The organism is Pseudomonas sp. 3296, assembly GCF_031456615.1.
Lineage (GTDB): Bacteria > Pseudomonadota > Gammaproteobacteria > Pseudomonadales > Pseudomonadaceae > Aquipseudomonas > Aquipseudomonas mucoides.
In genome coordinates this window covers 20,847-44,203 of record NZ_JAVDUY010000013.1, presented here as the reverse complement: position 1 = coordinate 44,203, position 23,357 = coordinate 20,847, and the positions used below count along the sequence as shown (strand labels likewise).

17 protein-coding genes and 2 pseudogenes are annotated in these 23,357 nt (G+C 59.7%); 11 read left to right on the top strand and 8 right to left on the bottom strand.

Annotated features, from left to right (window positions below):
- Positions 1 to 171: 171 nt before the first annotated feature.
- A complete protein-coding gene (locus tag J2X66_RS28565; protein WP_310271578.1) occupies positions 172 to 1,188 on the bottom strand; it encodes an AraC family transcriptional regulator in 1,017 nt (338 codons plus the stop codon).
- A 210-nt stretch (positions 1,189 to 1,398) separates the two neighbouring features.
- Between J2X66_RS28565 and J2X66_RS28560 the strand changes: the two genes are divergently transcribed.
- From J2X66_RS28560 to J2X66_RS28535, 6 genes are all read left to right on the top strand, one after another.
- Positions 1,399 to 2,994, top strand: coding sequence for an FAD-binding oxidoreductase (locus J2X66_RS28560; protein WP_310271576.1), 1,596 nt, complete (start codon positions 1,399 to 1,401; stop codon positions 2,992 to 2,994).
- A 5-nt stretch (positions 2,995 to 2,999) separates the two neighbouring features.
- Entirely contained in the window at positions 3,000 to 4,595 is a 1,596-nt protein-coding gene (locus J2X66_RS28555) for a glycerol-3-phosphate dehydrogenase/oxidase (RefSeq protein ID WP_310271573.1), read from the top strand.
- Positions 4,596 to 4,615: 20 nt separating this feature from the next.
- Positions 4,616 to 6,184, top strand: a complete 1,569-nt coding sequence (locus tag J2X66_RS28550) for an FGGY-family carbohydrate kinase (RefSeq protein ID WP_310271570.1) — start codon at positions 4,616 to 4,618, stop codon at positions 6,182 to 6,184.
- 169 nt (positions 6,185 to 6,353) lie between these two features.
- Positions 6,354 to 7,643, top strand: a complete 1,290-nt coding sequence (locus tag J2X66_RS28545) for a phospholipase (protein WP_310271567.1) — start codon at positions 6,354 to 6,356, stop codon at positions 7,641 to 7,643.
- 70 nt (positions 7,644 to 7,713) lie between these two features.
- Positions 7,714 to 9,669 carry a DUF1302 domain-containing protein gene (locus J2X66_RS28540; RefSeq protein WP_310271562.1) on the top strand — a complete coding sequence of 652 codons (1,956 nt, stop codon included), beginning with the start codon at positions 7,714 to 7,716 and terminating at the stop codon, positions 9,667 to 9,669.
- Between the two features lie 146 nt (positions 9,670 to 9,815).
- Positions 9,816 to 11,189, top strand: coding sequence for a DUF1329 domain-containing protein (locus J2X66_RS28535; RefSeq protein WP_310271559.1), 1,374 nt, complete (start codon positions 9,816 to 9,818; stop codon positions 11,187 to 11,189).
- Between the two features lie 134 nt (positions 11,190 to 11,323).
- On the opposite strand, the gene J2X66_RS30395 is transcribed toward J2X66_RS28535, so the two are convergent.
- The gene (locus J2X66_RS30395; RefSeq protein WP_405046815.1) at positions 11,324 to 12,037 is read right to left on the bottom strand and encodes a methyl-accepting chemotaxis protein; all 714 of its coding nucleotides are present in this window, start codon (positions 12,035 to 12,037) and stop codon (positions 11,324 to 11,326) included.
- A gap of 144 nt (positions 12,038 to 12,181) precedes the next feature.
- Positions 12,182 to 13,108 (bottom strand): annotated as a pseudogene (locus tag J2X66_RS30390) (methyl-accepting chemotaxis protein); the annotation flags it as partial.
- 394 nt (positions 13,109 to 13,502) lie between these two features.
- On the opposite strand from J2X66_RS30390, the gene J2X66_RS28525 reads away from it, so the two are divergent.
- Both J2X66_RS28525 and J2X66_RS28520 read left to right on the top strand, forming a co-directional pair.
- Positions 13,503 to 14,174 carry a histidine phosphatase family protein gene (locus tag J2X66_RS28525; protein WP_310271553.1) on the top strand — a complete coding sequence of 224 codons (672 nt, stop codon included), beginning with the start codon at positions 13,503 to 13,505 and terminating at the stop codon, positions 14,172 to 14,174.
- Between the two features lie 25 nt (positions 14,175 to 14,199).
- A complete protein-coding gene (locus J2X66_RS28520) occupies positions 14,200 to 15,063 on the top strand; it encodes a phosphatase PAP2 family protein (protein ID WP_310271550.1) in 864 nt (287 codons plus the stop codon).
- Here J2X66_RS28520 and J2X66_RS28515 read toward each other — a convergent pair.
- Together J2X66_RS28515 and J2X66_RS28510 are read right to left on the bottom strand one after the other, a co-directional pair.
- A complete protein-coding gene (locus J2X66_RS28515; protein ID WP_310271547.1) occupies positions 15,014 to 16,453 on the bottom strand; it encodes a glycosyltransferase family 39 protein in 1,440 nt (479 codons plus the stop codon). The genes J2X66_RS28520 and J2X66_RS28515 overlap by 50 nt on opposite strands.
- Before the next feature lie 253 nt (positions 16,454 to 16,706).
- Positions 16,707 to 18,113: a DUF2252 domain-containing protein gene (locus J2X66_RS28510; protein ID WP_310271544.1), complete on the bottom strand. Its 1,407-nt coding sequence runs from the start codon at positions 18,111 to 18,113 to the stop codon at positions 16,707 to 16,709.
- Positions 18,114 to 18,299: 186 nt separating this feature from the next.
- Here J2X66_RS28510 and J2X66_RS28505 point away from each other — a divergent pair, with 186 nt between their 5' ends.
- Positions 18,300 to 18,665 carry a hypothetical protein gene (locus J2X66_RS28505; RefSeq protein WP_310271541.1) on the top strand — a complete coding sequence of 122 codons (366 nt, stop codon included), beginning with the start codon at positions 18,300 to 18,302 and terminating at the stop codon, positions 18,663 to 18,665.
- A gap of 67 nt (positions 18,666 to 18,732) precedes the next feature.
- Here the strand turns inward: J2X66_RS28505 and J2X66_RS28500 are convergent.
- Positions 18,733 to 18,990, bottom strand: a pseudogene (locus tag J2X66_RS28500) (hypothetical protein).
- A gap of 31 nt (positions 18,991 to 19,021) precedes the next feature.
- Positions 19,022 to 19,408: a DUF6124 family protein gene (locus J2X66_RS28495; RefSeq protein WP_310271538.1), complete on the bottom strand. Its 387-nt coding sequence runs from the start codon at positions 19,406 to 19,408 to the stop codon at positions 19,022 to 19,024.
- Positions 19,409 to 20,039: 631 nt separating this feature from the next.
- Between J2X66_RS28495 and J2X66_RS28490 the strand changes: the two genes are divergently transcribed.
- Positions 20,040 to 20,993 carry an antitoxin Xre/MbcA/ParS toxin-binding domain-containing protein gene (locus tag J2X66_RS28490; RefSeq protein ID WP_310271535.1) on the top strand — a complete coding sequence of 318 codons (954 nt, stop codon included), beginning with the start codon at positions 20,040 to 20,042 and terminating at the stop codon, positions 20,991 to 20,993.
- A gap of 69 nt (positions 20,994 to 21,062) precedes the next feature.
- Here J2X66_RS28490 and J2X66_RS28485 read toward each other — a convergent pair whose 3' ends face one another.
- Complete coding sequence (locus J2X66_RS28485; RefSeq protein ID WP_310271532.1) at positions 21,063 to 21,980, bottom strand: hypothetical protein; 918 nt, start codon at positions 21,978 to 21,980, stop codon at positions 21,063 to 21,065.
- Between the two features lie 438 nt (positions 21,981 to 22,418).
- Here J2X66_RS28485 and J2X66_RS28480 point away from each other — a divergent pair, with 438 nt between their 5' ends.
- The gene (locus J2X66_RS28480; RefSeq protein ID WP_310271529.1) at positions 22,419 to 23,351 is read left to right on the top strand and encodes an NAD-dependent epimerase/dehydratase family protein; all 933 of its coding nucleotides are present in this window, start codon (positions 22,419 to 22,421) and stop codon (positions 23,349 to 23,351) included.
- Positions 23,352 to 23,357 lie beyond the last annotated feature (6 nt).

Here is a 23,357-nt window from a genome sequence, read left to right as displayed (position 1 = left end):
CGCGATCCACGTTACCGAGCAGCCCCAAAGCGCACAAGCCGGCGGATTCTGGCGCAGTCGTAGGCAGCGGCGCAAGGATCTGTGGGTGTTGTCGCGTAACGCCGAGTGTCTTTAAACAGGTGCAATGAAAGACGTTTACTGCGCTGTTGCGACTGACGCTTTCGCGAGCAGTCACACCCGGTAAGTCTGCCGAAACTCGCCGGGCGGCATCCCGCGCCGACTCTTGAACGTACGGTGAAACGAGCGCGGCTCGGTGAAACCCAGGTACTGAGCGATGTCCTGAATCGGCAGCGTGCTGTTGAGCAGGTAATGCTCGGCCAGTTCCTGGCGCAGGTCATCGAGGATCTGCTGGTACGACGTGCCGGCCTGATGCAACTGGCGTTGTAGCGTGCGCACCGACACGGCGAGATGCTCGGCCACTTGCTCCTTGCGCGGCAGGCCTTCCTTGAGCAACTGGCGCAGGATGCTTTTGACCCGCTGCTCCAGCGATGCGTCCTCCAGTGTGGCCATCAACCCCTGCGCATGTTCTTCCAGGGTGCGCAGCAATTGCGCATCGGCCTGGCGCAACGGCAACTGCAAATACGGCAACGGCACTATCAGCGCCGAATAAGGTTGGTCGAACAGCACCGGGCAATCGAAGAACTGCTCGTATTGCGCCAGCGTCGCCTCGGCCGGGCGTGCATGTTCCAGCCAGACGGCGGCCGGTGACATCTGTGTATCGGCGATCCAGCGCGCGTATTGCAGCCAGGAACCGAGCACGTTTTCCACCAGGTGCCGGCGAATGCGCGGGCGTTGATAGCGGCAGGTCCAGATCAGGTGCACGTCGCTGTCCAGCACCTCGGCGCGGCTGACGCCCATGTCGCCCACCAGTTTCTCGAACGGCATGATGCGGCTCATGGCATCACCCAGGGTCGCGCAGTTCATGGTGATGTAACCCAGCACGCTCCAGGAGTTGGGCAACACAAAATGCGCGGCGTTGAGCCCGAACAGCGGATCACCGGAGTGTTCGCAGAAATAATCGAGCAAGCGTTCATGGGTTTCACCCGGCAACCGCAGGCTGTTGTCGCTCAATTGCTGCGCCTGCAACCCGGCCGCTGCCAACGCAGGCTCGATGGCCATGCCCAGCTGTTCGGCATGACGCAGGTATTTGAGCAGCGGCGGAACGGAAGTGAAGCCCAGGGATTGCATGATCGTATTCCTTTGATCAAGGCCCGCGCGCGCGGATGAATGCCCTGAAAGGTAATTTGAAACCACGGCTAAAGTAAATGGCTGACACTTGCGCGACGTTTGACTCAATTGGCTACTCGAACTGGCCGGATGCGACCGTGACACTTTCGGGCAGCTGACTAGTATGGGGGGCTGAAATATCACTGATCAGAACCGCAAAAGGACACACGCATGCGACGCTGGAACGGCTGGGGAGATGCAACCACGGTGGTCGAATTGCCGGCACAAGGCGCGAGTTTTCTCGCCGAGCGGCTGGGAGACGGTCGAGCGCTGCCCGATGCCACGCTGGAGGCGGCATTGGCCCGCGTGCCGGCCTCGCGGTTGCAGGAACACGCCTTGTACAGCGTGGTTGCGCAGGATCGTCTGCTGCACGCCCGGGGTCAGAGCCTGCCGGACTGGCTTGCATTGCGTGAAGGCGCACTGGGGAAGTACCCCGACGCCGTGGCTTTTCCCGAGACGGCCGAACAGATCCGCCAATTGCTGGCGCTCGCGCATGAACAGGACCTGTGCCTGATTCCTTACGGTGGCGGCACCTCGGTGGCCGGGCACATCAATCCACCGAATTCCACGCGGCCCGTGGTCACGGTGACCCTGGCCCGGATGAATCGCTTGCTGGACCTCGACGAACAGAGCCTGCTGGCGACCTTCGGCCCCGGCGCGACAGGGCCGCAGGTGGAAAGTCAGCTGCGGGCCCGGGGTTATACGCTGGGGCATTTTCCGCAGTCGTGGGAGCTGTCGACCCTCGGTGGTTGGGTCGCCAGTCGCTCCAGTGGCCAACAATCGTTGCGCTACGGGCGCATCGAGCAACTGTTCGCCGGCGGGACCCTGGAAACCTTTGCCGGGCCGTTGGAAATCCCCACGTTCCCGGCCTCGGCCGCCGGGCCCGATCTGCGCGAAGTGGTGTTGGGTTGCGAGGGCCGATTCGGGATTATTTCCGAGGTCAAGGTTCGGGTCAGCGCATTGCCCGCCGATGAACGTTTCTACGGTGTGTTTCTGCCCAGTTGGACCAAGGCGCTGCAAGCCATCCGCCAGTTGGCCCAGGCGCGGGTTCCGCTGTCGATGCTGCGCTTGTCCAACGCGGTGGAAACCGAAACCCAACTGGCGTTGGCCGGTCATCCGCAGCAGATCGCCTGGCTGGAAAAATACCTGTCGCTGCGCGGTGCCGGTGAAGGCAAATGCCTGCTGACGTTCGGCGTGACCGGTAATCGCCGGCAAAATGCGCTGTCCCTGAGCCAGGCCCGCCAGCACCTCAAGGCATTCGGCGGGGTGTTTACCGGCACCTTGCTCGGCAAGAAATGGGCGCAGAACCGCTTCCGTTTTCCCTACCTGCGCGAGAACTTGTGGAACGCCGGTTATGTGGTTGACACACTCGAAACAGCCACCGACTGGAGCAACGTCGACAACCTGCTCAGCCTGATCGAAAACAGCCTGCGCGACGCCTTGGCGGCTGAAGGTGAACGGGTACATGTGTTCACTCACCTGTCCCACGTCTACGGTGAAGGCTCGAGCATCTACACCACCTATGTGTTTCGCCCGGCGGCGGACTATCCCGCGACCCTGGCCCGCTGGCAGGCGCTCAAGCACGCGGCCAGTCAGACCATCGTCGACAACCACGGCACCATCAGTCATCAGCACGGCGTGGGCAAGGACCACGCGCCGTACCTGCTGCGCGAGAAGGGCGTGCTGGCGATGGACACCCTGCAGGCGCTGAGCCGGCATTTTGATCCGGCCGGGCGCCTGAACCCCGGCACGCTGTTGCCGGAGTGACGGCCGTGAGCCCAAATTGGAACGCCGCATGGCGACAGCAAATGCTGCCGACGCTGGCGGATGAAACCTGGGACTTGATCGTCATCGGCGGCGGCATCAGTGGCGCCGGTATCCTGCGCGAAGCCGCGCGCCGTGGCTGGCGGTGCCTGCTGCTGGAACAGCGCGATTTCGCCTGGGGCACCTCCAGTCGATCCTCGAAAATGGTCCATGGCGGTTTGCGGTACATCGCCAAGGGGCAGTGGCGCCTGACCCGCGATTCGGTCCGCGAACGCCAGCGCCTGCTCGACGAAGCGCCGGGGCTGGTGGAGCCGATGAGTTTCATGATGCCGCATTACCGTGGTGGCTTTCCCGGGCCGCGAGTGCTGGGAGGGTTGTTGTCGATCTATGACGCGCTGGCGGGACGGCGTAACCATCGCTTCCATGACGCGCAACAACTGCGCTATCTGGCGCCAGGGGTGAAGGAGCATGACCTGCTGGGCGGCACCTGTTTTGTCGATGCGCTGACCGATGACGCGCGTCTGGTGATGCGCGTATTGGGCGAGGCTCGGGCCGATGGCGCGGTGGTGCTCAACGGCGTGCGCGTTCAGCAATTGCTACGTGAAGACGGACGCGTTTGCGGGGTTCAGGTCGAAGATTGTGAAGGTGGCGCGTCACTGCAATTGCGGTGTGCTGTGCTGGCCGTGGCCACCGGCGCCTGGGCCGAGCGCTTGCGCCTGCCTGATGCCCCGCGTCAGTTGCGCCCGTTGCGTGGCAGTCATGTGTTGCTGCCGGGCTGGCGCCTGCCGGTGGCGCAAGCCTTCACTTTTCTGCACGAGCGCGACGGTCGACCGGTGTTCGTTTTTCCTTGGGAGGGCGCCACGGTCGTCGGCACCACGGACCTCGATCATCAGGGCGATCTGGACCAGAGTGCGAGCATCAGTGCCGAAGAACTCGACTATCTGCTGGCGGCCTGTACCCAACAATTTCCCCAAGGCGAAGTGGTCGCTGGCGACGTGCTGTCGACCTGGTCCGGTGTGCGCCCGGTGGTGGGCAGCGCGGCGGGTGAACATCAAGGCAAACCGTCGAATGAAACCCGCGAGCATGTGCTGTGGCAGGAGCCGGGTTGCGTGACTCTGGCCGGTGGCAAACTGACCACTTTTCGCCCGCAAGCCATCGAAGTGCTCAAGGCCTGCGCGAGCATGCTCGACCGCCCCTTCGATGATAACGCCGCGCCGGTGTTTGCCGTGGTGCCGCCGCTGGTAATCCCTGGCCTCAGTGGCAACCAATGGCGGCGCCTGGCGGGGCGACATGGCCGTGACCTGCCGAGACTGGCAAAGCTCATCGCGGAACTGGGCCATGATCACGTTGGCGCTACGGACACCTTGTGGGCGGAACTGGCGTTTGCCTGTGAGTCGGAAATGGTCCTGCACCTGGATGACTTGCTGTTGCGTCGAACCCGTCTTGGCCTGTTGCTGCCGCGCGGTGGCGAGGAATACTTTGCGGCCATTCGCCGACTCTGCCAGCCACGACTCGGTTGGGATGACGAGCATTGGCAGCAGGAGTTGCAGCGCTATCAGGCGTTATGGCAGCGCCACCACGGTTTACCGGATGCGGCGCATTGATGCCCATTGAAGAGAGCTCCATGGATAACCACCCGAACAAGCGTTACCTGTTGGCCATCGACAATGGAACCCAAAGCGTGCGTGCGCTGCTCTTCGACCTGCAGGGTAATCTGCTGGGCAAAGGCAAGGTCGAATTGCAGGCCTATTACTCGACTCAGCCCGGTTGGGCCGAGCAGGATCCGGAGTATTACTGGGCGAAACTGGGCGAGGCCTGTCAGCAGGTGTGGCAGCAAACCGGTATCGATCGCTCACAGATTGCCGGCGTGTCCCTGACCACCCAGCGCGGCACCGTGATCAACGTCGACGCCCAAGGCAAGCCGCTGCGTCCGGCGATTCTGTGGCTCGATCAACGCCAGAGCGAAGTCGAAGGCGGCATCAAGGGGCCGTGGGGCTGGCTGTTCAAACTGGTCGGCGCGCAAGCCACCGTGGATTATTTTCGCGCCCAGGCCGAGGCCAACTGGATCGTCCGCCACCAGCCTGACGTCTGGGCGGCGACCGACAAGTTTTTGCTGCTCTCGGGGTTTCTGACTTATCGCCTGTGCGGGCGTTTTGTCGACTCCGTGGGCTGTTGCGTCGGCTACCTGCCGTTCGATTTCAAACGCCTGAAATGGGCCGCGCCCAGCGACTGGAAATGGCAGGCGCTGGCGGTGCGTCCCGAGCAGTTGCCGAGCCTGCACAAACCCGGTGAAACCCTGGGTTTCATCACCGCCGAAGCCAGCCGCCACACCGGCATTCCCGAGGGAACTCCGCTGATCGCGGCGGGTGCCGACAAGGCCTGCGAAGTCGTCGGTTCTGGCGTCGTCGATGCAGACACGGTGTGCCTGTCCTACGGCACCACGGCGACGATCACCAGCACCCGGTCGCGCTACCTGGAAATCGTCCCGTTGATCCCGCCTTATCCGTCGGCGGTGCCGGATCAGTACAACTGCGAGGTGATGATTTATCGCGGCTACTGGATGGTCAGCTGGTTCAAGAACGAGTTCGGCCTGCGGGAAATGCAGCAGGCCAAAGCGCAGGGCATCGAACCCGAGCAGCTCTTCGATGCGCTGGTCGATGCCGTGCCTGCGGGGTCCATGGGGCTGATGCTGCAACCCTACTGGTCACCGGGCATCCGTGAGCCGGGAGTGGAAGCCAAGGGCGCGATGATCGGCTTCGGCGACGTGCATACCCGCGCGCACATTTACCGGGCGATCCTCGAAGGCCTGGCGTATGCCTTGCGCCAGGGCATGGAGAAGATCGAGAAACGTTCGAGCATCTCGGTCAAGCGTTTGCGCGTTGCCGGTGGCGGCTCCCAGAGTGATGCGGCGATGCAGCTCACGGCGAACATTTTCGGGCTGCCGGCCGAGCGTCCGCATGTCTATGAGGCGTCCGGTCTGGGTGCGGCGATTTGCTGCGCGGTGGGGTTGGGTTTGCACGCGGATTTTCCCACGGCGATCGCGGCCATGACTCGGGTGGGGGCAGTGTTCATGCCGCAACCCGAGGCGCAGCAGATTTATGAGCGACTGTACAAAGAGGTTTACCTGCGCATGTACCGGCAGCTCAAACCGTTGTACCAGAGCATCCGTAAAATCACGGGTTACCCCGCCTGAAAGAACCCCGAAGATCCCTTGTAGGAGTGAGCCTGCAGGGGACCGTGGTGGTTTTTGCGCCGGGGGCGTGGCGCTATCGGAGAACTTTTCTGGTGAGATTGGACAGTGTCAGGGGCAGGGTCGGTTGTTAGGCTCAACCCCACTGCTCATCCAATAAGAACCAAAAGCAATGAAGCTGACATTCCTCCTGTTGCTGCTTTGTGGAACGGCACCGATGGCGTGGGGCTGGTCCAACCATACGGTCGGCAGCTACCTGGCGTTGCAGGATCTGCCGGCCTTGCGCGATGCCCAGCAGGTCGAGGTCGAGCCGTTAGAGCAGTTTCTCGCGCATCAATACCCGGCCGTTTCTGCGCTGCTGGACGAACAGGAACGCTTCGCCCGTGAGCACTTCGCCCACTACCCGCCGCGCCCCGACAACCTGAAATTGCCCGCCATGCCTGGGGACCATCTGCGCCATGACTTCCTCACCGCGCTGCGGATCAATCCGCGGATTCATCTGGCGATGGTTATCCAGCCGATGCCCGGCAAGGACCTGCCCGAGCGAGAACACCTGAAGGCCGAGCAGGTCATGGTTGAACAGACCCTGTCGCCGTGGAATCGCCAGCGTTTCATCCGCGTGGCGGACGGTGAAAAAGTATCGCCCCTGGCCGTGTTGGCCAGCGCCGCCGAGGAGCCTGATTACGGCCACGACATCAACCTGTTCAACGACAACCCAGGCGAGGTGGGCGCCTTGTACGGCTTCGGCCCGCAGCCTTTCGGCGATGCGCGGTTTCCGTACAGTTCCCAGGCGCCGTTTCATATGGGGTTCTTCCATGAAAGTGCGGTGGTGTATGCCGCGGCCGGATTTCTTCAGCGCAGCTGGCCGGACTGGCGCGCCTACCAATACATGGGGTTGGCGCGACTGGCGTTTGCCAGCGGCCATCCTTACTGGGGTTATCGTTTTCTCGGCTGGGGCCTGCACCACGTTCAGGACCTGACCCAGCCTTATCACGCCAAAGCACTGCCCGGCGTCGAGCTCGCGAGTCTGCTGTTGCTGGAAAGCAAGGCGCTGGCCGGCTTCGATGCCGACAAGCAGGCCGCCATTGAACGGGTCGCCACCCGGCACACGGAAGTGGAAAAGTATCAGTCGACCTGGCTTCGGCGCCTGCTGCGCGCCGGCCAGGCACATCCGATGCTCGACGCTTATGCCGACGCTGCCCAGGACGCCGGTTACCCACCGTACTCGGTCGACTACCTGCGCGAAGTGGTGAGCGCCGAGTCTGCCAACGAATCCGCAGCGTTTGATGAATCCATCGGGCAGTGGCTGGAGACCGCCCCGATCACCCGCGATTTCAGCGCCGGTAACCAGGTGCAGCGCGAAGACTTCGACCATCCGGCTCTGAACCAACAGCTGTTCAAACTGCTGGGGCATTTCGGTGCGCACAGCCGGATATATGTCGATGCGGGATTGGCGCCATAGCCATCACGGCAACGTCGCCTACTCACACAGGCCGCATAAAAACAATAAAACCAGGGAAGAGGAACAGACCATGAGAACCCGATTTCGCTTGTCTGGCGCGGCGCTCCCCGGCGTCGGCCTGGCAGGGCTGCTGCAACTGTGCGCGGTCGATGGCGTGCAGGCCGAGGAATTCAGTGTGCTGGACAATCAGGTCACCGGCTCGTTCGACAGCACGTTGTCCTATGGCCGCTTGTGGCGGGTCCAGGGCCGGGACAAGAACAACGACGACGTCAACACCAACGACGGCAATCGCAACTTCGACACGGGGCTGGTTTCCGAGGTGTACAAGATCACCTCGGAGCTTGAGGCCAACTATCAGAACTACGGGATGTTCATGCGTGGCACCGCGTTCTATGACACCCAACTGATGGACAAGCGCAACGATTACTACAGCAACAACAACCCCTCACAGCCGAGTCAGAGTTATCCGCAGGACGACCACTTCACTGGCCAGACCCGCGATATCGCCGGCAGTCGGGTGGAGATGCTCGACGCCTACCTCTATGGCAATTGGGACGTCGCGCAGATGCCGGTCACGGCCCGGGTCGGACGCCAGGTGTTCAACTGGGGCGAGGGGATTTTCTACCGGGGCGGGATCAACACCACCAACCCGGTGGACGCCGCCAAGTACCGTTTGCCCGGCGCTGAAGTCAAGGAAGTGCTGGTGCCGGTGGAAGCGCTGAGCTTCAACATCGGCCTGACCGACACCCTGACCATGGAAAGCTTTTACCAGACCAACTGGAAGGAAACCCGCATCGACCCGGTCGGTACGTTCTACTCGCAGACGGACCTGTTCGCCGATGGCGGCAACACCGGCTACAACAACTTTACCGATACCGCGCTGGACACTCCGGTGCCCGGTTTCGGCAACGTGATCGGTTTGTACAGCGCGCTGGGCAACAACCCGTTGCTCAATCAGACCCTGAGCACCACCGGCCTCTACGCCAACGGGGTCACGCCGACCTTCGGCAATACCGTCAAAGTGGCCTCGGTCGGCAAGGATTACAACGCGCGCAATGACGGCCAGTTCGGGTTCGCGTTTCGCTACATCGCCGAACAACTCAACAGCACCGAGTTCGGCGTGTACATGGTCAATTACCACGCCAAGGAACCGACCATTTCCGCCGATCTCGGAGGGTACCAGGGCATCGACATGACTGCCCTGACCAACCTGTTGACCGGTGTCGCCGGCAGTCAGGCGGGGCAACTGGCCAACGGCCTGGCGACCGTGGATGTGCTGGGCAATATCCAGGCGCATCGCCGTTACGCCGAAGACATCCGCATGTACGGCTTCAGTTTCAACACCACTTTGGGCCAGGCGTCGGTGTTCGGTGAAGTGGCCTATCGGCCGAACCTGCCCATCGGCGTTGCGGCCACCAACGACCTGATCGGCGACCTGGCCAACGGCGCTGCCGCCGCGGCTGCCGGCCAGACCATCAACATTGGCGGTCAGCAGGTCACGCTCGCCAGCCAGATCAATAACGCCGAGCGAGTGGAAGCATTCAACACCTCCCTGGGCACCATTTACAACTTTGGCCCAGGCCTGTCGTTCGACTCGATGTTCGGTGTGTTCGAACTGGCGTCCGAGCACCTGCGCGGCAGCAGCCTGCATTACACCGCTTATGACGGCAGCACACGTTACTACGCGGGCACAGGCAACTTTTCCTATGTGTCCGGCGGTGATCGCGCCGACCAGGTCAACCGCGATTCCTACAGCTACACCGCGATGATCAACGGCACCTGGAACGACGTGTATGCCGGGGTCAACGTCTCGCCCTACGTCGTCTACAAGGACGACTTCCAGGGCAACAGCTATCAGGCGGGCAACACCATCGAAGGCCGCAAGGCCTACACCCTGGGGATCAAGGCCAACTACCAGAACAAGCTGGAGGCCGAGCTGCAATACACCGAGTTCTACGGCGGCGGGCAGGACAACGGCCTGCGTGACCGCGACAACATCGGCTTCAACCTCAAGTACTTCTTGTGAGTTCCAACTCATCCCCCTGTAGGAGTGAGCCGGCTCCGGGCGGCGTTCCGACGATGAGGTCGGCACATCCAGTATCAATGCCGCCTGACACACCGCCATCGCGAGCAGGCTCACTCCTACAGGTTTTTGTATTTCGGAGAACGATCATGTTTAACACCTCACGCCTGACCAAAACCACGCTGGCGCTGGTCCTGAGCCTGGCCGCCGGCCACGCGCTGGCCGCCATCTCGCCCCAGCAAGCCGAGCAATTGAAAACCACCCTGACACCGCTGGGCGCCGAGCGTGCCGGTAACGCCGCCGGGACCATTCCAGCGTGGGCCGGCGGTATCATCCAGGCGCCGGCCGGCTACAAACCCGGTCAACACCACCCGGATCCGTACGCGGCGGACAAGCCGCTGTTCACCATCACCAAGGCCAACCTCGATCAGTACAAGGCCCACCTCAGCCCGGGCCAGGTCGCCTTGTTCAACAGCTACCCCGACACCTTCCAGATGCCGGTCTATCCCTCTCGCCGGTCGGGCTCGGCGCCGCAGTGGCTGTATGACAACACCTTCAAGAATGCGACCTCGGCCAAGCTGCTCGAGGGCGGCAGCGGGTTTGCCGATGCTTATGGCGGTGTGCCGTTCCCGGTGCCCAAGGACGGGATCGAAGTGCTGTGGAACCACATCACCCGTTATCGCGGCATCTATGTGGTGCGCCGCGCCTCCGAAGCGCCGGTACAGCGCAATGGCAGCTTCGCGCTCGTGACCTCGCAGCAGGAAGGGCTCTTCAACTATTACCGTCCGGGCGGGCAGTTTGCCGACCTGAAAAACATCCTGTTTTACTACCTGGCGTTCGTGAAGAGCCCGGCCCGGCTGGCCGGTGGTGCGGCGTTGATCCACGAGACCCTCGACCAGCTCAAGGACCCGCGCCAGGCCTGGGTCTACGACGCCGGCCAACGCCGTGTGCGCCGCGCGCCGAACCTGGCGTATGACACGCCGATCGCCTCATCCGACGGCCTGCGCACGGCGGACGATACCGACCTGTTCAACGGCTCGCCGGACCGTTACGACTGGAAGCTCAAGGGCAAGCAAGAGGTCTACATTCCGTACAACAACTACAAAGTCGGCAGCCCTGATGTGAAGTACGCGCAGTTGCTCACACCGGGCCACCTCAACCCGCAATTCACCCGTTATGAGCTGCATCGGGTCTGGGTGGTCGAAGGCACGCTCAAGCCGGGCTCGCGGCATATCTATTCCAAGCGCGTGCTGTTTCTCGACGAAGACAGTTGGGGCGCCGCCCTGGTGGATCAGTATGACGGGCGAGGGGAGTTGTGGCGGGTGTCGATGGCCTACCTGAAAAATTTCTACGACCTGCCCACCACCTGGAGTGCGCTGGACGTCTTCCATGACTTGCAGGCGCGCCGTTACTACGTGCAGAACCTGGACAACGAAGAACCGGCCACCGTGGACTTCGCCCAACCAGTGCCGGAAGACGCGTATTTCATGCCATCGGCATTGCGTCAGCGCGGGACTCGGTGAGTGGCGACATTTGATCGTGCCCACGCTCTGCGTGGGCATGCAGCCCGTGACGCTCTGCGTCACATTTAGAAGCAGATGCGGAGCGTCCGTTGCGGCATTCCCACGCGGAGCGTGGGAATGATCAAGACGGCGACTTAAACGCGGAAGTGGCTGACCATCTGCTGCAATTGACCACCCAACCGCGCCAGTTCAACGCTCGACGCAGCGGTTTCATCGCTGGCGGCGGCGGTCTGTTCGGACACGTCACGCACGTTGATGATGCTGCGGCTGATCTCTTCGGCCACGGCGCTTTGCTGTTCGGCAGCGGCGGCGATTTGTTGGTTCATCGACTGGATGTTGGACACCGTGCGGGTGATGTTTTCCAGCGACACACCGGCCTTGCGGGTCAGCGCGACGCTGCTGTCGGTGAGGGCGCGGCTGTTGTTCATGACTGCCGACACTTGTTGCGTGCCATTTTGCAGGGCGGCCACCAGGCCTTCGATTTCTTCCGTGGATTTCTGTGTGCGCTGGGCCAGGCCCCGCACTTCATCGGCAACTACCGCAAAACCACGACCGGCTTCACCGGCGCGCGCGGCTTCAATCGCGGCGTTGAGCGCCAGCAGGTTGGTCTGTTCGGCGACGGCCTTGATCACGTCCATCACGCTGCCAATCTTGTCGCTTTCCTGTTGCAACACACTCATGGCTTCGGTGGAACGCACCACTTCGCTGGCCAGACGCTCGATCTGGGCGATTGCTTCGTTGACCACTTTGTCGCCTTCGCGGGCTTCACCGTCTGCCGCGGCGGCGGCTTGCGACGCTTCTTCGGCATTGCGCGCGACTTCCTGCACGGTGGCGGTCATCTCGTGCATGGCGGTGGCGACCTGATCGGTTTCGATCTTCTGGCTGTTCACCCCGGCGCTGGTTTGTTCGGTCACGGCCGACAGTTCTTCGGCGGCGCTGGCAATTTGCGTGACGCCGTCGCGGATGCCGCTGATCAGGTCGCGCAGGGTCACGCCCATGCGCGCGATGCCCTGTTGCAACACACCGAGTTCGTCACGGCGCGTGACGTTGACGTCCTGAGACAGGTCGCCGCTGGCGATGCGTTCAACCACGGCCAGGGTGTCGCGAATCGGGCCAGTGATTTGACGGGTGATGATCACGGCGGCAATCACGCCGACCAGCAACGCGAGCAAGGTGCTGATCAATTGCAGGGTACGCGCCTGGGCGCTTTCGGCGTCGCGGCGGTCGAGCTGGATCTGATACAGCTCATCGCTAAGGGTCACGATGGCGGCGCCCTGATCGGTCATTTCCTTGCGCGCCTGCACCGCATCGGTGTTGGCCGCTTTGTACGACTGCAAGGCGCTGCGATAGTTGACCAGCGCGTTTTCCAGCTGACGCAAGGCGTCTTGCTGAGTCTCGGCGAACTGCGCGTTCAGTGGTTTGAGGCTGGCAATCGCCGCGTCCAGTTGGCCGACGGCTTTTTGCTCGGTCTCGGCGTTGGTGGTGGCGGTGTAGCCGCGCACTTCGTAGCGGGCCAGGATGAACGCTTCCTTGGCGGCGGTGATGGCCTGGAATTGCTCGAAGCGTTGATCGCTCAGCGGCATTTGCTGCACGCGACTGCTGATGGCTTCGATCAGTGTGCTGGCGGTTTCAGCATTGGCGCCCATGGTGTCACGGGCACTGTTGCCGGTGCGGTAGGCGCTGCGCATTTTGTTCAGCGAGGTCTGGTACGCCGCAATGACGGTGCCTTGCTCTTTGAGCAACTTGAGGTTTTCCGGGCTCTTGAATTTCGACAGCAACGCTTGTTGCTGAGCCGAGAAGGCGTCGAGGGTGGTCTGGACGTTCTGCGCGGCGGTTTCGTCGCCGTTGGTCAGCATGTATTGCAGGCGAACGACGCGCAGCTTGGTCAGGCCGGCATTGAGCTGGGTGATGTCGCTCATCCAGTTGCTGCGGTCAATCAGGCTGGCCAGGCTTGTCCAGCCGGTCAGGGCCAGGACGCAGGTCAATGCCAGGACCAGGCCGAATCCCAGGCCCAGTTTCATGTTCACGCTGATATTGCCGAACCAGCTATTCATCAATTCCTCCAGGAACGTTGTGCTTCTTGATCGTCGGTTGGCTGGAAGATTGTTGTTTTTGGGAGCCAGCAAGGTAGGTAGCAGGTCTGTATCGGCCGCATCCGCGAGAGCTGAAAGGATTTTTCAGGGCGCAACCTGTAACAAGACTTTGCGCGGCTTTTAAGCTTTTTTTCACATACGTTTCACCCGCTGCCGACGCTTGCCTCTCTAGTCTCAGCGGATTTAATGAGCGCGGTACGTGCCGGCGAGGCGGCTTGGTGTGGAATTGAGACTGAATCTACTCGGGATAAAACGCTCGATCGATTTGAGCCGCTATGCCCGCTATCGCAATGCGGCGGTGGTGCTGGCGTCGGCGCTGTTGGTGATTCCGTTGACGATCTGGCTGTTGCAGCCTGCCGCCGTGCCGGACCTGGCCCATGACAATGTTGCGGGTGCCAAGGCACTGATGGACGGTTGGGCCAAGGGTGACATGATCGTGCTGGTGCGCCATGTCGAACGCTGTGATCACTCCCCGGCCCCTTGCCTGGCAGGCGATGATGGCATCACCGAGCGTTCCCGTAGCGTTGCGGTCAGTGTCGGCGAGCAGTTCCAGCGCCTCGGAATGAGCAAGGCGGACGTTTACAACAGTCCGATCCTGCGCACTGCGCAGACCGCCCATTTCATGTTCAGCAAGGCAGGCGTCGGTGAAGACTGGCTAATCAGCTGCAAGGGCACTATGTTGCGTGATGCCCTGGCGCACAAAGTGGCGGGTCGCAATTTGGTGCTGGTGACCCACAGTGAATGCATGGCGCAACTTGAAAAAGACCTCAAGTTGCCGACGTCGACCCTGGGTTACGGCGCCTCATTGTTTATCTCCGCTCCAACACCGCAAACGACACACATGTTGGGTTTCATTGAAGCCTCCGACTGGCACACGGTAACCACCGAATGACTTTTTCTCTGGATCAGGACACACAATGCTGAATTTTTCCCGCCACCGCTTTTATTGGGTGAACTTCGGTATTGCGCTCGCCTGCGCGGCCGTGGTTTTCCTGATGTTCGACATGACAAAAATCGACATCTGGTTCAGCAACCTTCTTTTTGACCCGGTCACCCAGACCTTCCCGCTCGACAAGGTTCACTTCTTCGAGAAGCTCACGCACAAGTGGGCTCGGATCATTCCGAACTGGACCGGTGAAATCGCCTTGATCGGCATGTTGCTTTCGTTTGTATGGCCATTGGTCAACCCGCAAAAACGTCCGCGTATCGGTCAATTCCTCGAGCGGATCAAAGCCGCCCCGGTGCTGCGGTTTACCGCCGACCATCGCCGTGACTTTATCTTTGTGGTGGTGGCGTTTGCCGTATGTACCGGCGTGATCCATTTCCTCAAGGCACACACCAGTGTGTACTGCCCGATTGAAACGACCCTCTACGGCGGCAAGATTGCCCATATGGAGTGGTACAACAACTTCCAGCTGTTCCGGGAAGCCGGCGACGGTCGCTGCTGGCCGGGTGGGCACGCGTCGGGCGGTTTCACCATGCTCGCGCTGTACTTCGTTGCGCGCCGTTACCAGTGGCGCTTTTCCAAAGCGGTGTTGTGGTTTTCGTTGGTGCTGGGTTTCGTCTACGGCACCACGCGGGTCCTGCAAGGCTGGCACTACATGTCCCACACCTTCTGGGCCGGGATCTTTGTCTGGCTGGCGTGCTTGCTGACAGCCCTGGCATTCTACGGTCGGGCCAGGCTGGATGTGCCGGTGCTGCAAAAGGCCCAGCGCTCCAGTGTTTATGCGGCTACAGGCTCACAAAGTAGTAAGCCTGTCGCCCCACCCTCATTGTCTTGAGCACTTTCAACGGCGCGGCCGGTTCGGTATCACCGGACATGACCGCGACGTTGGACGCTGATGCCGCGAGAAATTCATGCAGCTGAGCGTCAGTGTCCAGGCCTTTGAGCAGGCGCTGGCTGTAGAACACACTGGCGCCGCCCACCCGCTCATTGGCCTGGAACAGGGCGACCTGTTGTCCGTTGGCCTGCATCGTCTGAATCTGCGTGGTCAATGGCACAAAGGACAAAGTGCGATCCGCCAACGGCATCGCCCATTGTGCGGCAGCCAGGTAGCCGCCAATCACCACGGCAAACACGCCGATTACCCCACCCCGTCGATACCGTGCGATGCAGCCCAACAGGGAGGCGGCGGTTTCACGCATCTTCAGTTTTGCGTAGAGCACGCTCGCGTATTCCGCCGCAATCACCGCTGCCGCCGGTGTCATCGACATCAGGTACACGGTGCGTTTGCTTGAGGCCAGCGTCAGCATGGCGAACTGTGCCAGCAACCACAGCGTGAAAAACAACAAGTAACGATCGGCCATCAGGCTTTTACGGAAATGCCACAGCCCCAGGTACACCAGAATGTTCCACGGCAAAAACGCTTGCGGCAGCTTGGCCAGGTAATAGTAGAACGGTTCGTAATGCCCCGCCTCGACGAACGATCCGCTGAAGCGTCCGACACTGTTGGTCAGCAGCACATCCGTCACGGCCTGCGCACCACTTTGCTGATAAAGCAGGGCGAGCCAGATCAGCAGCGGCACCAACCCCAGTATTGTCAACAATCCGGGGCGCAGCCAGGTCGCCAGGTTCAGGCGCTTGTCGATCAACGTCTCGGCCGACAGGTACGCGAAGATCACCACACCCGGCATCGCCAGGCCCAGCACGCCTTTGCTCAAGGTTGCGATAGCAATCCCTGAAGCAAACAGCAGCGCGTTGCCGAGCGTCGACTGCCGCTGCCCTTGAAAGAACGCGAGTAACGCCATGCTCACGCCCAACGCCAGCAAGGCGTCTTCGCCGACGCCACGCACGTTGCTCCAGTAGCTGGCCATGGTGGCGAGCAGGATGCCCGCCGTCCACGCGAGTTCTTTGGGGCGGCCGAACCGGCGCAGCATCGCGTAAAGAGTCATCACGCTGAATAACCCGGCAAAGGCCGACGCCAGTCGCACGGCCCACGGTGTGCCGCCGAACACACGGATCGCGGCGGCATCGAGCCACAAACTCAATGGAGGTTTTTCAAGAAACGGTTCGCCAAACAAGCGGGGTGTCACCCAGTCGTTATCCAGGTGCATTTCCATCGCGATCCCGGCAACCCGGGCCTCGGTGGAACCTTGCAGTTGGTAATTGCCCAGCGCGAAGAAAAACAGCAAAGCGGCAAGCAGAAACAGTGAAGCGGCGGGGCGGGACATGGACGTCGATGACCGGACAGAGAGCTGAGAGGCCGATCATAGGAAATGAGAGCTGAACGAAATGTGAACGGCGCGTAGTAATCGAGTAACAGAAAACCCAACCCATTAGCGCCCTTTCTTGCAGGCAAAAAAAAGCCCGCGGGAGGGCGGGCAAACCGTAGTTTCTTGAATGAGCGAGGGCAATGTACCGATTGTTGAGGCGCGATGGGGTGAAGAAAAGTTCATGTAGATGAACGCCCGCGCGCCAGTATGTCTACGGCAAGTGATCCGCCGCAAAGTCCGCCTCTGAACGCGCGCGCAGCTGGCCCTTGCGGCAGGCTTGCTGGAATCGTTCATAGTCGCGGTCATTCTGGTCGGTGTAGCTTTTTGCATACTTGACCAGCGCCTCTGCCAGCGCATCGCTCTTGCCAATGTAGCCGCTGATCTGCGAGGCGTGCCCGGAAGATTTGGCATGCGCGCGGGCGAGGGCGCGACCACACAAGCGTCCGTAGGCCGAAAAGGCTTCGGCATCGAAGTTTTCCAGTTCGGCTGAAATCTTCATGTCGCGCAACTGGCGCACATAAAAGTGTCGACCGCTGGGACCGGTGGCCCAGCCAAGGAACAGGTCACTGGCCGACTGCATCAAGCGCTGACCATTGACCACGCGCTGCCCCTCATGGCGGACACGTGATTTGACCTTCACGTAATCAGCGAGCACCGAGCGCCGCGCTTCCTTGAATTGCAGGAACAACGGGAACTCCTGTTCATCCGTCAGCAACGCCACCAGGCAACGGGTGCCGACACTGCCCACGCCCACCACTTTGAAGGCCATGTCGTGAACGTGAAACCGTGACAGCAACTCACGCCGGTCAGCTTGAAGTGTGGCTCGGTAATCGCTCATGAACGTTTTGTACAACGGGCGCCAGTCCGAGAGGCGCAGCCAGTCATCGTCGGCGTCCAGCAGCGTGGTGTCCTTATGCAGGTGGAAAATTTCCGGCAGGTCATCACGAATCACCAAATGACCTTTCGCGTCACGCTCGCTGATTTTTGGCAGTAACTCGGCATGTGTCCGCCGCTCGGCTTTTGCGATGGCGCGCTCCACATGTTCCAGCGTGCTTTTGCTCGCCTGCTTGAGCAAATCATCGTAGCTGATGGACTCGTACCAGTTCTCCAGCGAGCTCTGTTGGGCACACTCCAGCATGGTTTCCTGATAGGCACCGACCACCTGGAGGCAGACGTTTTCTTCCACCGTTTCACCGTGGCGCAGGTCGCGAGCCGCCACCATGAAACTTGCCACCAGACGTTTCAGATCCCACTCCCACGGGCCGGGGTGGACCTCGTCGAAATCATTGACGCTGAACAACAGATTGCGCTCGGGTGTGGCAAAACCACCGAAATTCATCAGGTGGCAATCGCCGCAGATCGTCGAGACCAGGCCCATGTTGGACGTGGTCGCCAGGTCGTGAGCCTGCAGCAAGGCGTTACCACGATAGAAGGTGAACGGCGACACGAGCATGCGCCCATACCGCAACTCGACCAGCGACTTCACCCGGCCTTCGCTGGACCGCTTGATCAGCGGGATGGGGTCACGGGTCACTTTTTCCATGGACGCTTGAGCACTGCGCGAGCAGTTTTTGCGAGCATCCTTGCCTTGCTTCAAACGGTTTACGAGGGTGGTCATGGGGGCTCTTTTTGGGTCGATGTCATGAGGTGGGATCGAGCTGAGTGTAGAAGGGGTTTGCAGGCTCATCCAAAGGGATTGAGCAGCGACTAATCTCAGTCAGCCGCTATTCATTCCTGAAGTCGGCTATCTGTCACTGGCAGGCTGCGGGCTGTTGTTTGGTCTCGCCTCGGTCCTCAATGACGGTTGCAGCGTCGGCACGCTCACCAAACTGGCAAGTGGCAACCTGAACAAAGCCTCACCATTTTTGGCTGGGTGCTGGGGATCGTCCTTTGGTATCACCTGAACCTGCTCGTCGAACACAAAACCCTGCAAATGCCGACCATCACCAGCCGTCACTACTGGTTGATCCTGGGTATCGTCCTGCTGGTGCTGCTATTGCTGATCCGCGTTCACGGTGACAAACACCTGGTCCTGTCCAGCATGCTGCTGGGCGCCCTGACCAGCGCCCTCTACACCTTCGAACCGCTGTGGACCCCGAGCGTATTCATCTACAACGTTTCGCAAATGTTCTGGGAGTCGGGGGATAGCTCCCTGACCGGACGGAGTTGAAATCAAAAAAGGCACCTGCGATGTTCTCGTCAGGTGCTTTTTTTATTGATGGGATATGGCCACTTCGTTACATCGTCGAAACCTGCGCCCGCAATCGCCGGCCTACGACATCGAGCAAATCACAGCCATCGCGTAGCGACGTCACCAGTGCCCGCGCAAGCTCACTGTGAATACCCTCGCCAAACGCGATGCTCTCCAGTCATTGAGTCGCGGTGTGAATGCGGTAAGCCGCGGTTTCGTGCAGTACGTCCAGCGGTGCTTCGGTGTCGATCAGCAACGACGCGATGGTGCAGTCGATGCCGGTGATAGGCATGTATCTATCCATGAAAAACCCTCCATTTTGTAAAAGAATGCAACTAAGCAGCAGTGTTTGTAGACGTAACCTCAGGCAGCCCTTCAGGCGGATCGAGATTGTCCAGCGCGCGGTTGACCAACAGCTCCGCCAGTACGCTTAACTGCGGAATGGCCAGTGCCACGTTGCGGCGCGAGCCTTCAAGTTCACAGGCGAGGTCGGTGGTCATGACGTTGAGCGACGCGAGGGTTTCGCAGGCGTGAGCGAGCAGGGTGGGAGTGTCGATGTCGGGGAGGAGGGTGAAGACGTGGCTGATGGGGTCGGGGCATTTTGGGTTGCGCAGGCGAGAACTGACGGTGCGTTCGGTGGTATCAGAAAGTTGAGTTATATCGGAAGTTTCTGCATCTGAACGTGCCTCAGATGCAGGTGGATTGGGAGTGATCTTTTTCAATTGAATGCCCTCACACTATGGATAAGAGCTACCAATCCCCTGCTGTCAAACAGGATTGGGTGGCAGCTGTACGCGGGTTGACAGACCGGAAGTGTGAGAACCCGGTGCACCCGGAGATGCCCCGCGCACAGCCACCATAACGAGACTGCATGCGCGTGAGCATGCCGCCCGGTCGGGAGGGAGTGCAGATTACACTTTTCAGCCTGTCAAAGCCGATCGCTGTTTTGTAGCGACATCTGAAGGCTATCGACGCAGAACCGCTTCCGCCAGTTCATGGAAGTCGATACGAGTTGCGGGAAGTTTCCTAGGACTTGGACTACATATTTTTTCAGGGGAGCGGATGTTTCTTGGAATACGGTTTGGAAGTTTCAGAGGAATCAAACTACATTCACCAACCTATATTCCTACAGGGTGTGTCGGTTGACTGCTAGGAAGCGGATACCTCAATGTTTGTTCATTGCCTCGGCAGGTCGACAACTCTCATTGATCATCAAATGGGCATTGACGATTGTGGTTTAACTGCTTAAAGTCTGCGTCAACAACTAACCCATATCTCCGGCGTGGCGTGACCATCTGGAGAATGGGGGAAAAAGCCGACGAAAGTCGGTTTTTTCGTATCTGGAGCATGGAAATGCAACAAAATCTGCAGATCGGACCTCTGCGAACGCGTATCTATATTGACGGCTATAACTTGTATTACGGTTGTCTGCGAAACACTCCTTATAAGTGGCTCGACATTGTCGCTCTTTTTGAACGCTGCATACTTCCATCGGTTCTTTTGAGGTGCGAGCTGGGGGATGCACTTATATCGAGTCTTTCATCTGCTCCATCAATAAAATATTTCACAGCAAAAATCGTGGAGCGCGTGGCACGTGGTAGCGACTCTGTTTCATCTCAGGCGCGCTATCACACTGCATTAAGGAAGCTGTATACCGATAATGTTCAAATTATCGAGGGCTACTTTTCTGTGAGTAAAACCATCGTAAAAACGGTGGACGATAATTATCCGAATCGAGCTCCGCGCGAATGTCATGAAATGCTTGTCTGGAAAATAGAGGAGAAGCAAAGCGACGTAAATATTTCGCTGGAGGCCTATCACGACTCCCTTTCAGGCTCTATCGATCAAGTGGTTTTCGTGACTAATGACACGGACATAGCTCCAGCTTTAAAAATGATTCGCGAACATTCTCGTGTGAAAGTTGGACTGGTTATTCCAACAACGGATCATGAGCGTGTACCGAACACCGAGCTTGCCAATTTGGCTCACTGGGTCCGGACACACATCACCAAGGACGAGCTTGCATCTAGCCAATTACCCCGCGTGATCCTTGGGCGAAAACCGACGGTAAAGCCAGAGTCCTGGTATGCCCGACCAGATTTGCTGCACAAAATCCTGGCGTTGGCGATTCCAGTAAAAGGAGATAAGGGGCGAGCGTTCAAGTGGATGGGACAACCTAATCCTTATCTTGATAACAGGTGTCCAATTGACCTTGTTGAAACGGAAGAGGGTGCCCAACAAGTGATTGATTACATAACCCTCTGGCTAGGCACTCGGGCTTCGGAAATAGAGCTTCAACCGGACTGAGGGGATTACTCAACTATCCATGTGAAAAGATGCGTGCAAACATTTTGAATGCTATGCGTGCGTGGATTCTCAAAACTCAGTCCCCTCACCCCCCTTCAAAACCCACCCAGCCTCCCCAGCCACCAACCTGTACTCAACCTGCCGCATCTTCCCCGTCCTCCCCGCCCCAGCCTCCGCACTGTCATAAACCGGAAACCGCCGCACCAGCACATTCTCCACCACCGCAAACTCATCTTCCCCCTGATACCCCTCGGCCACTTTCGCGTTTTCACCAATCGGCGGAAGGTAAATCTCGCTCAGCGACTTCTTGTGGTTAGCCGCAAACGCCACCAACTCCCCCGGCATCCCGCGCCCAGGTGCTCTGGCGAACACGTAAATCTCCGGCGAACCATCCTTATCCAGATCGGCGACTTCTGCGCGGGCAATGTTGCCTGTCAGTGGTCGAGTGATAGCCGAGTTGTCGATTTCCAGCCCTTGCGGCGAGATGCGCACCACGGGATTCCCGTCGACCCATTCGCCCTTCACCTGAAAGCGTATGCCTTGCAGCTCGAGTGTCTGATCAAACGGCTGGGCGCTGTCCGTCGCCGGGCTGAGGTTCAATGAGAGGTTGTAATTAGCCACTTCGTTGCGCCGCGCCGCATTGCGCATCAGGTACACCTGGACCGTGTACACCCCATCAACAGGCAACGGGCCCATGAAGTGGTTACCCATGATCGAACCGTTGAACAGCGCGGTGTCCTGGCCTTTGGTAGCGATGTTGAAGTACGCCGGTGCGTTGGAGGGTTTGAGGTCGACGGTCAGTATCTGGCCTGCTTTTGCGCTGACGCGGTATTGCGCGGTGAGTGGGCCTTTGATGGATTGGTCGAACCTGGCGCTGTCGCTGCCTTTATCAAAAGGAACCTGCTCGACACGCGGTTCGACCTCGGAGGCAGCCTGCGCAAAAGTAGCGATGATTGAAAACAGACCGACGGTAATCCAGCGATTCATGATTAGTTTCCGCGAAGTGCTGAAGCGAAAGGATAGATCAGTGAATCAATCCGGCCGAAAACCGATTGGATCTGCCCAGAAAGCCCGGTCTGGATATCGCCGCGATCCACCTCGATTCCGCCGTCATCGTCCAGTGGCTTGTGTCGATAAGTATTGAACTATTGAAGCAGTTTCAGCGTCGATTTGATGTGAGTGTGTGACGGGTGGCAGAGGCCCGGTTTAGACGAGTCTGTCGGGCAAACGTGGCAATAACATGACACTTTGAATCTAATAAATGCCGTCAAATAAATGACTGTATTTTCGCCTGGCGTTAATTTAGACAAACTATTGACAGTGCCCTCCTGAACTCCCATTATCGGCCGCGTTTTGGTGGCCTTGCGCCATAAAAGCGGCGGACCTAACCACTCGTATCCGCTCAACTATTCAGGGAGAAAGTACATGTTTGTCGAGCGAATACTGGTCACCGGCGGGGCGGGTTTTATTGGGTCGCACCTGGTTGAAGCGTTGCTTGGCAAGGGCTACAAGGTTCGCGTGCTGGACAATTTGTCGACCGGCAAAGTGGCTAATCTGCCAATGGACAATGCCAATCTGAACCTGGTCATCGGTGATGCGGCGGATGCTGTTGTCGTTGAACAGGCCATGCGCGATTGCAGCGCTGTCGTTCACCTGGCGGCGGTCGCCTCGGTGCAGGCTTCGGTAGACGATCCGGTCGCCACTCATCAAAGCAACTTCGTCAGCACCCTGAACGTCTGCGAAAGCATGTCGAAAGCCGGAATCAAGCGTGTGGTGTATGCGTCCAGCGCGGCCATTTACGGCAACAACGGTGAAGGCACGGCGATTCACGAAGACACGCCGAAATCCCCGCTCACCCCGTACGCCGCCGACAAACTGGCTGGTGAGTACTACCTGGATTTCTATCGCCGCGAACACGGCCTGGAACCGATGATCTTCCGCTTCTTCAATATCTTCGGGCCGCGCCAGGATCCGTCTTCGCCGTACTCCGGCGTGATCAGTATTTTCACCAAACTGGCCATGGCCGAGCAGTCGGTGGCGATCTTCGGCGATGGCGGGCAGACCCGCGACTTCGTTTACGTTCAAGACCTGGTGAGCATTCTCGTGCAGGCACTGGAAGTGAACGAACCGAAACCCGGTGCGGTCAACGTAGGGCTCAGCCGTTCCACCAGCCTCAACGACCTGATCGCTGAGTTGGGGACTGTTGTCGGCACCCCGTTGAAGGTGATTCATCACGCACCACGACAAGGCGACATTCGCCACTCGCGTGCCAACAACGCCCGCCTGCTCGAGCGTTTCAAACTCCCTGAGCCGACCACCATCGGCAAGGGTTTAGCGCAGCTAATCCGCAGTCTGTAACGCGGC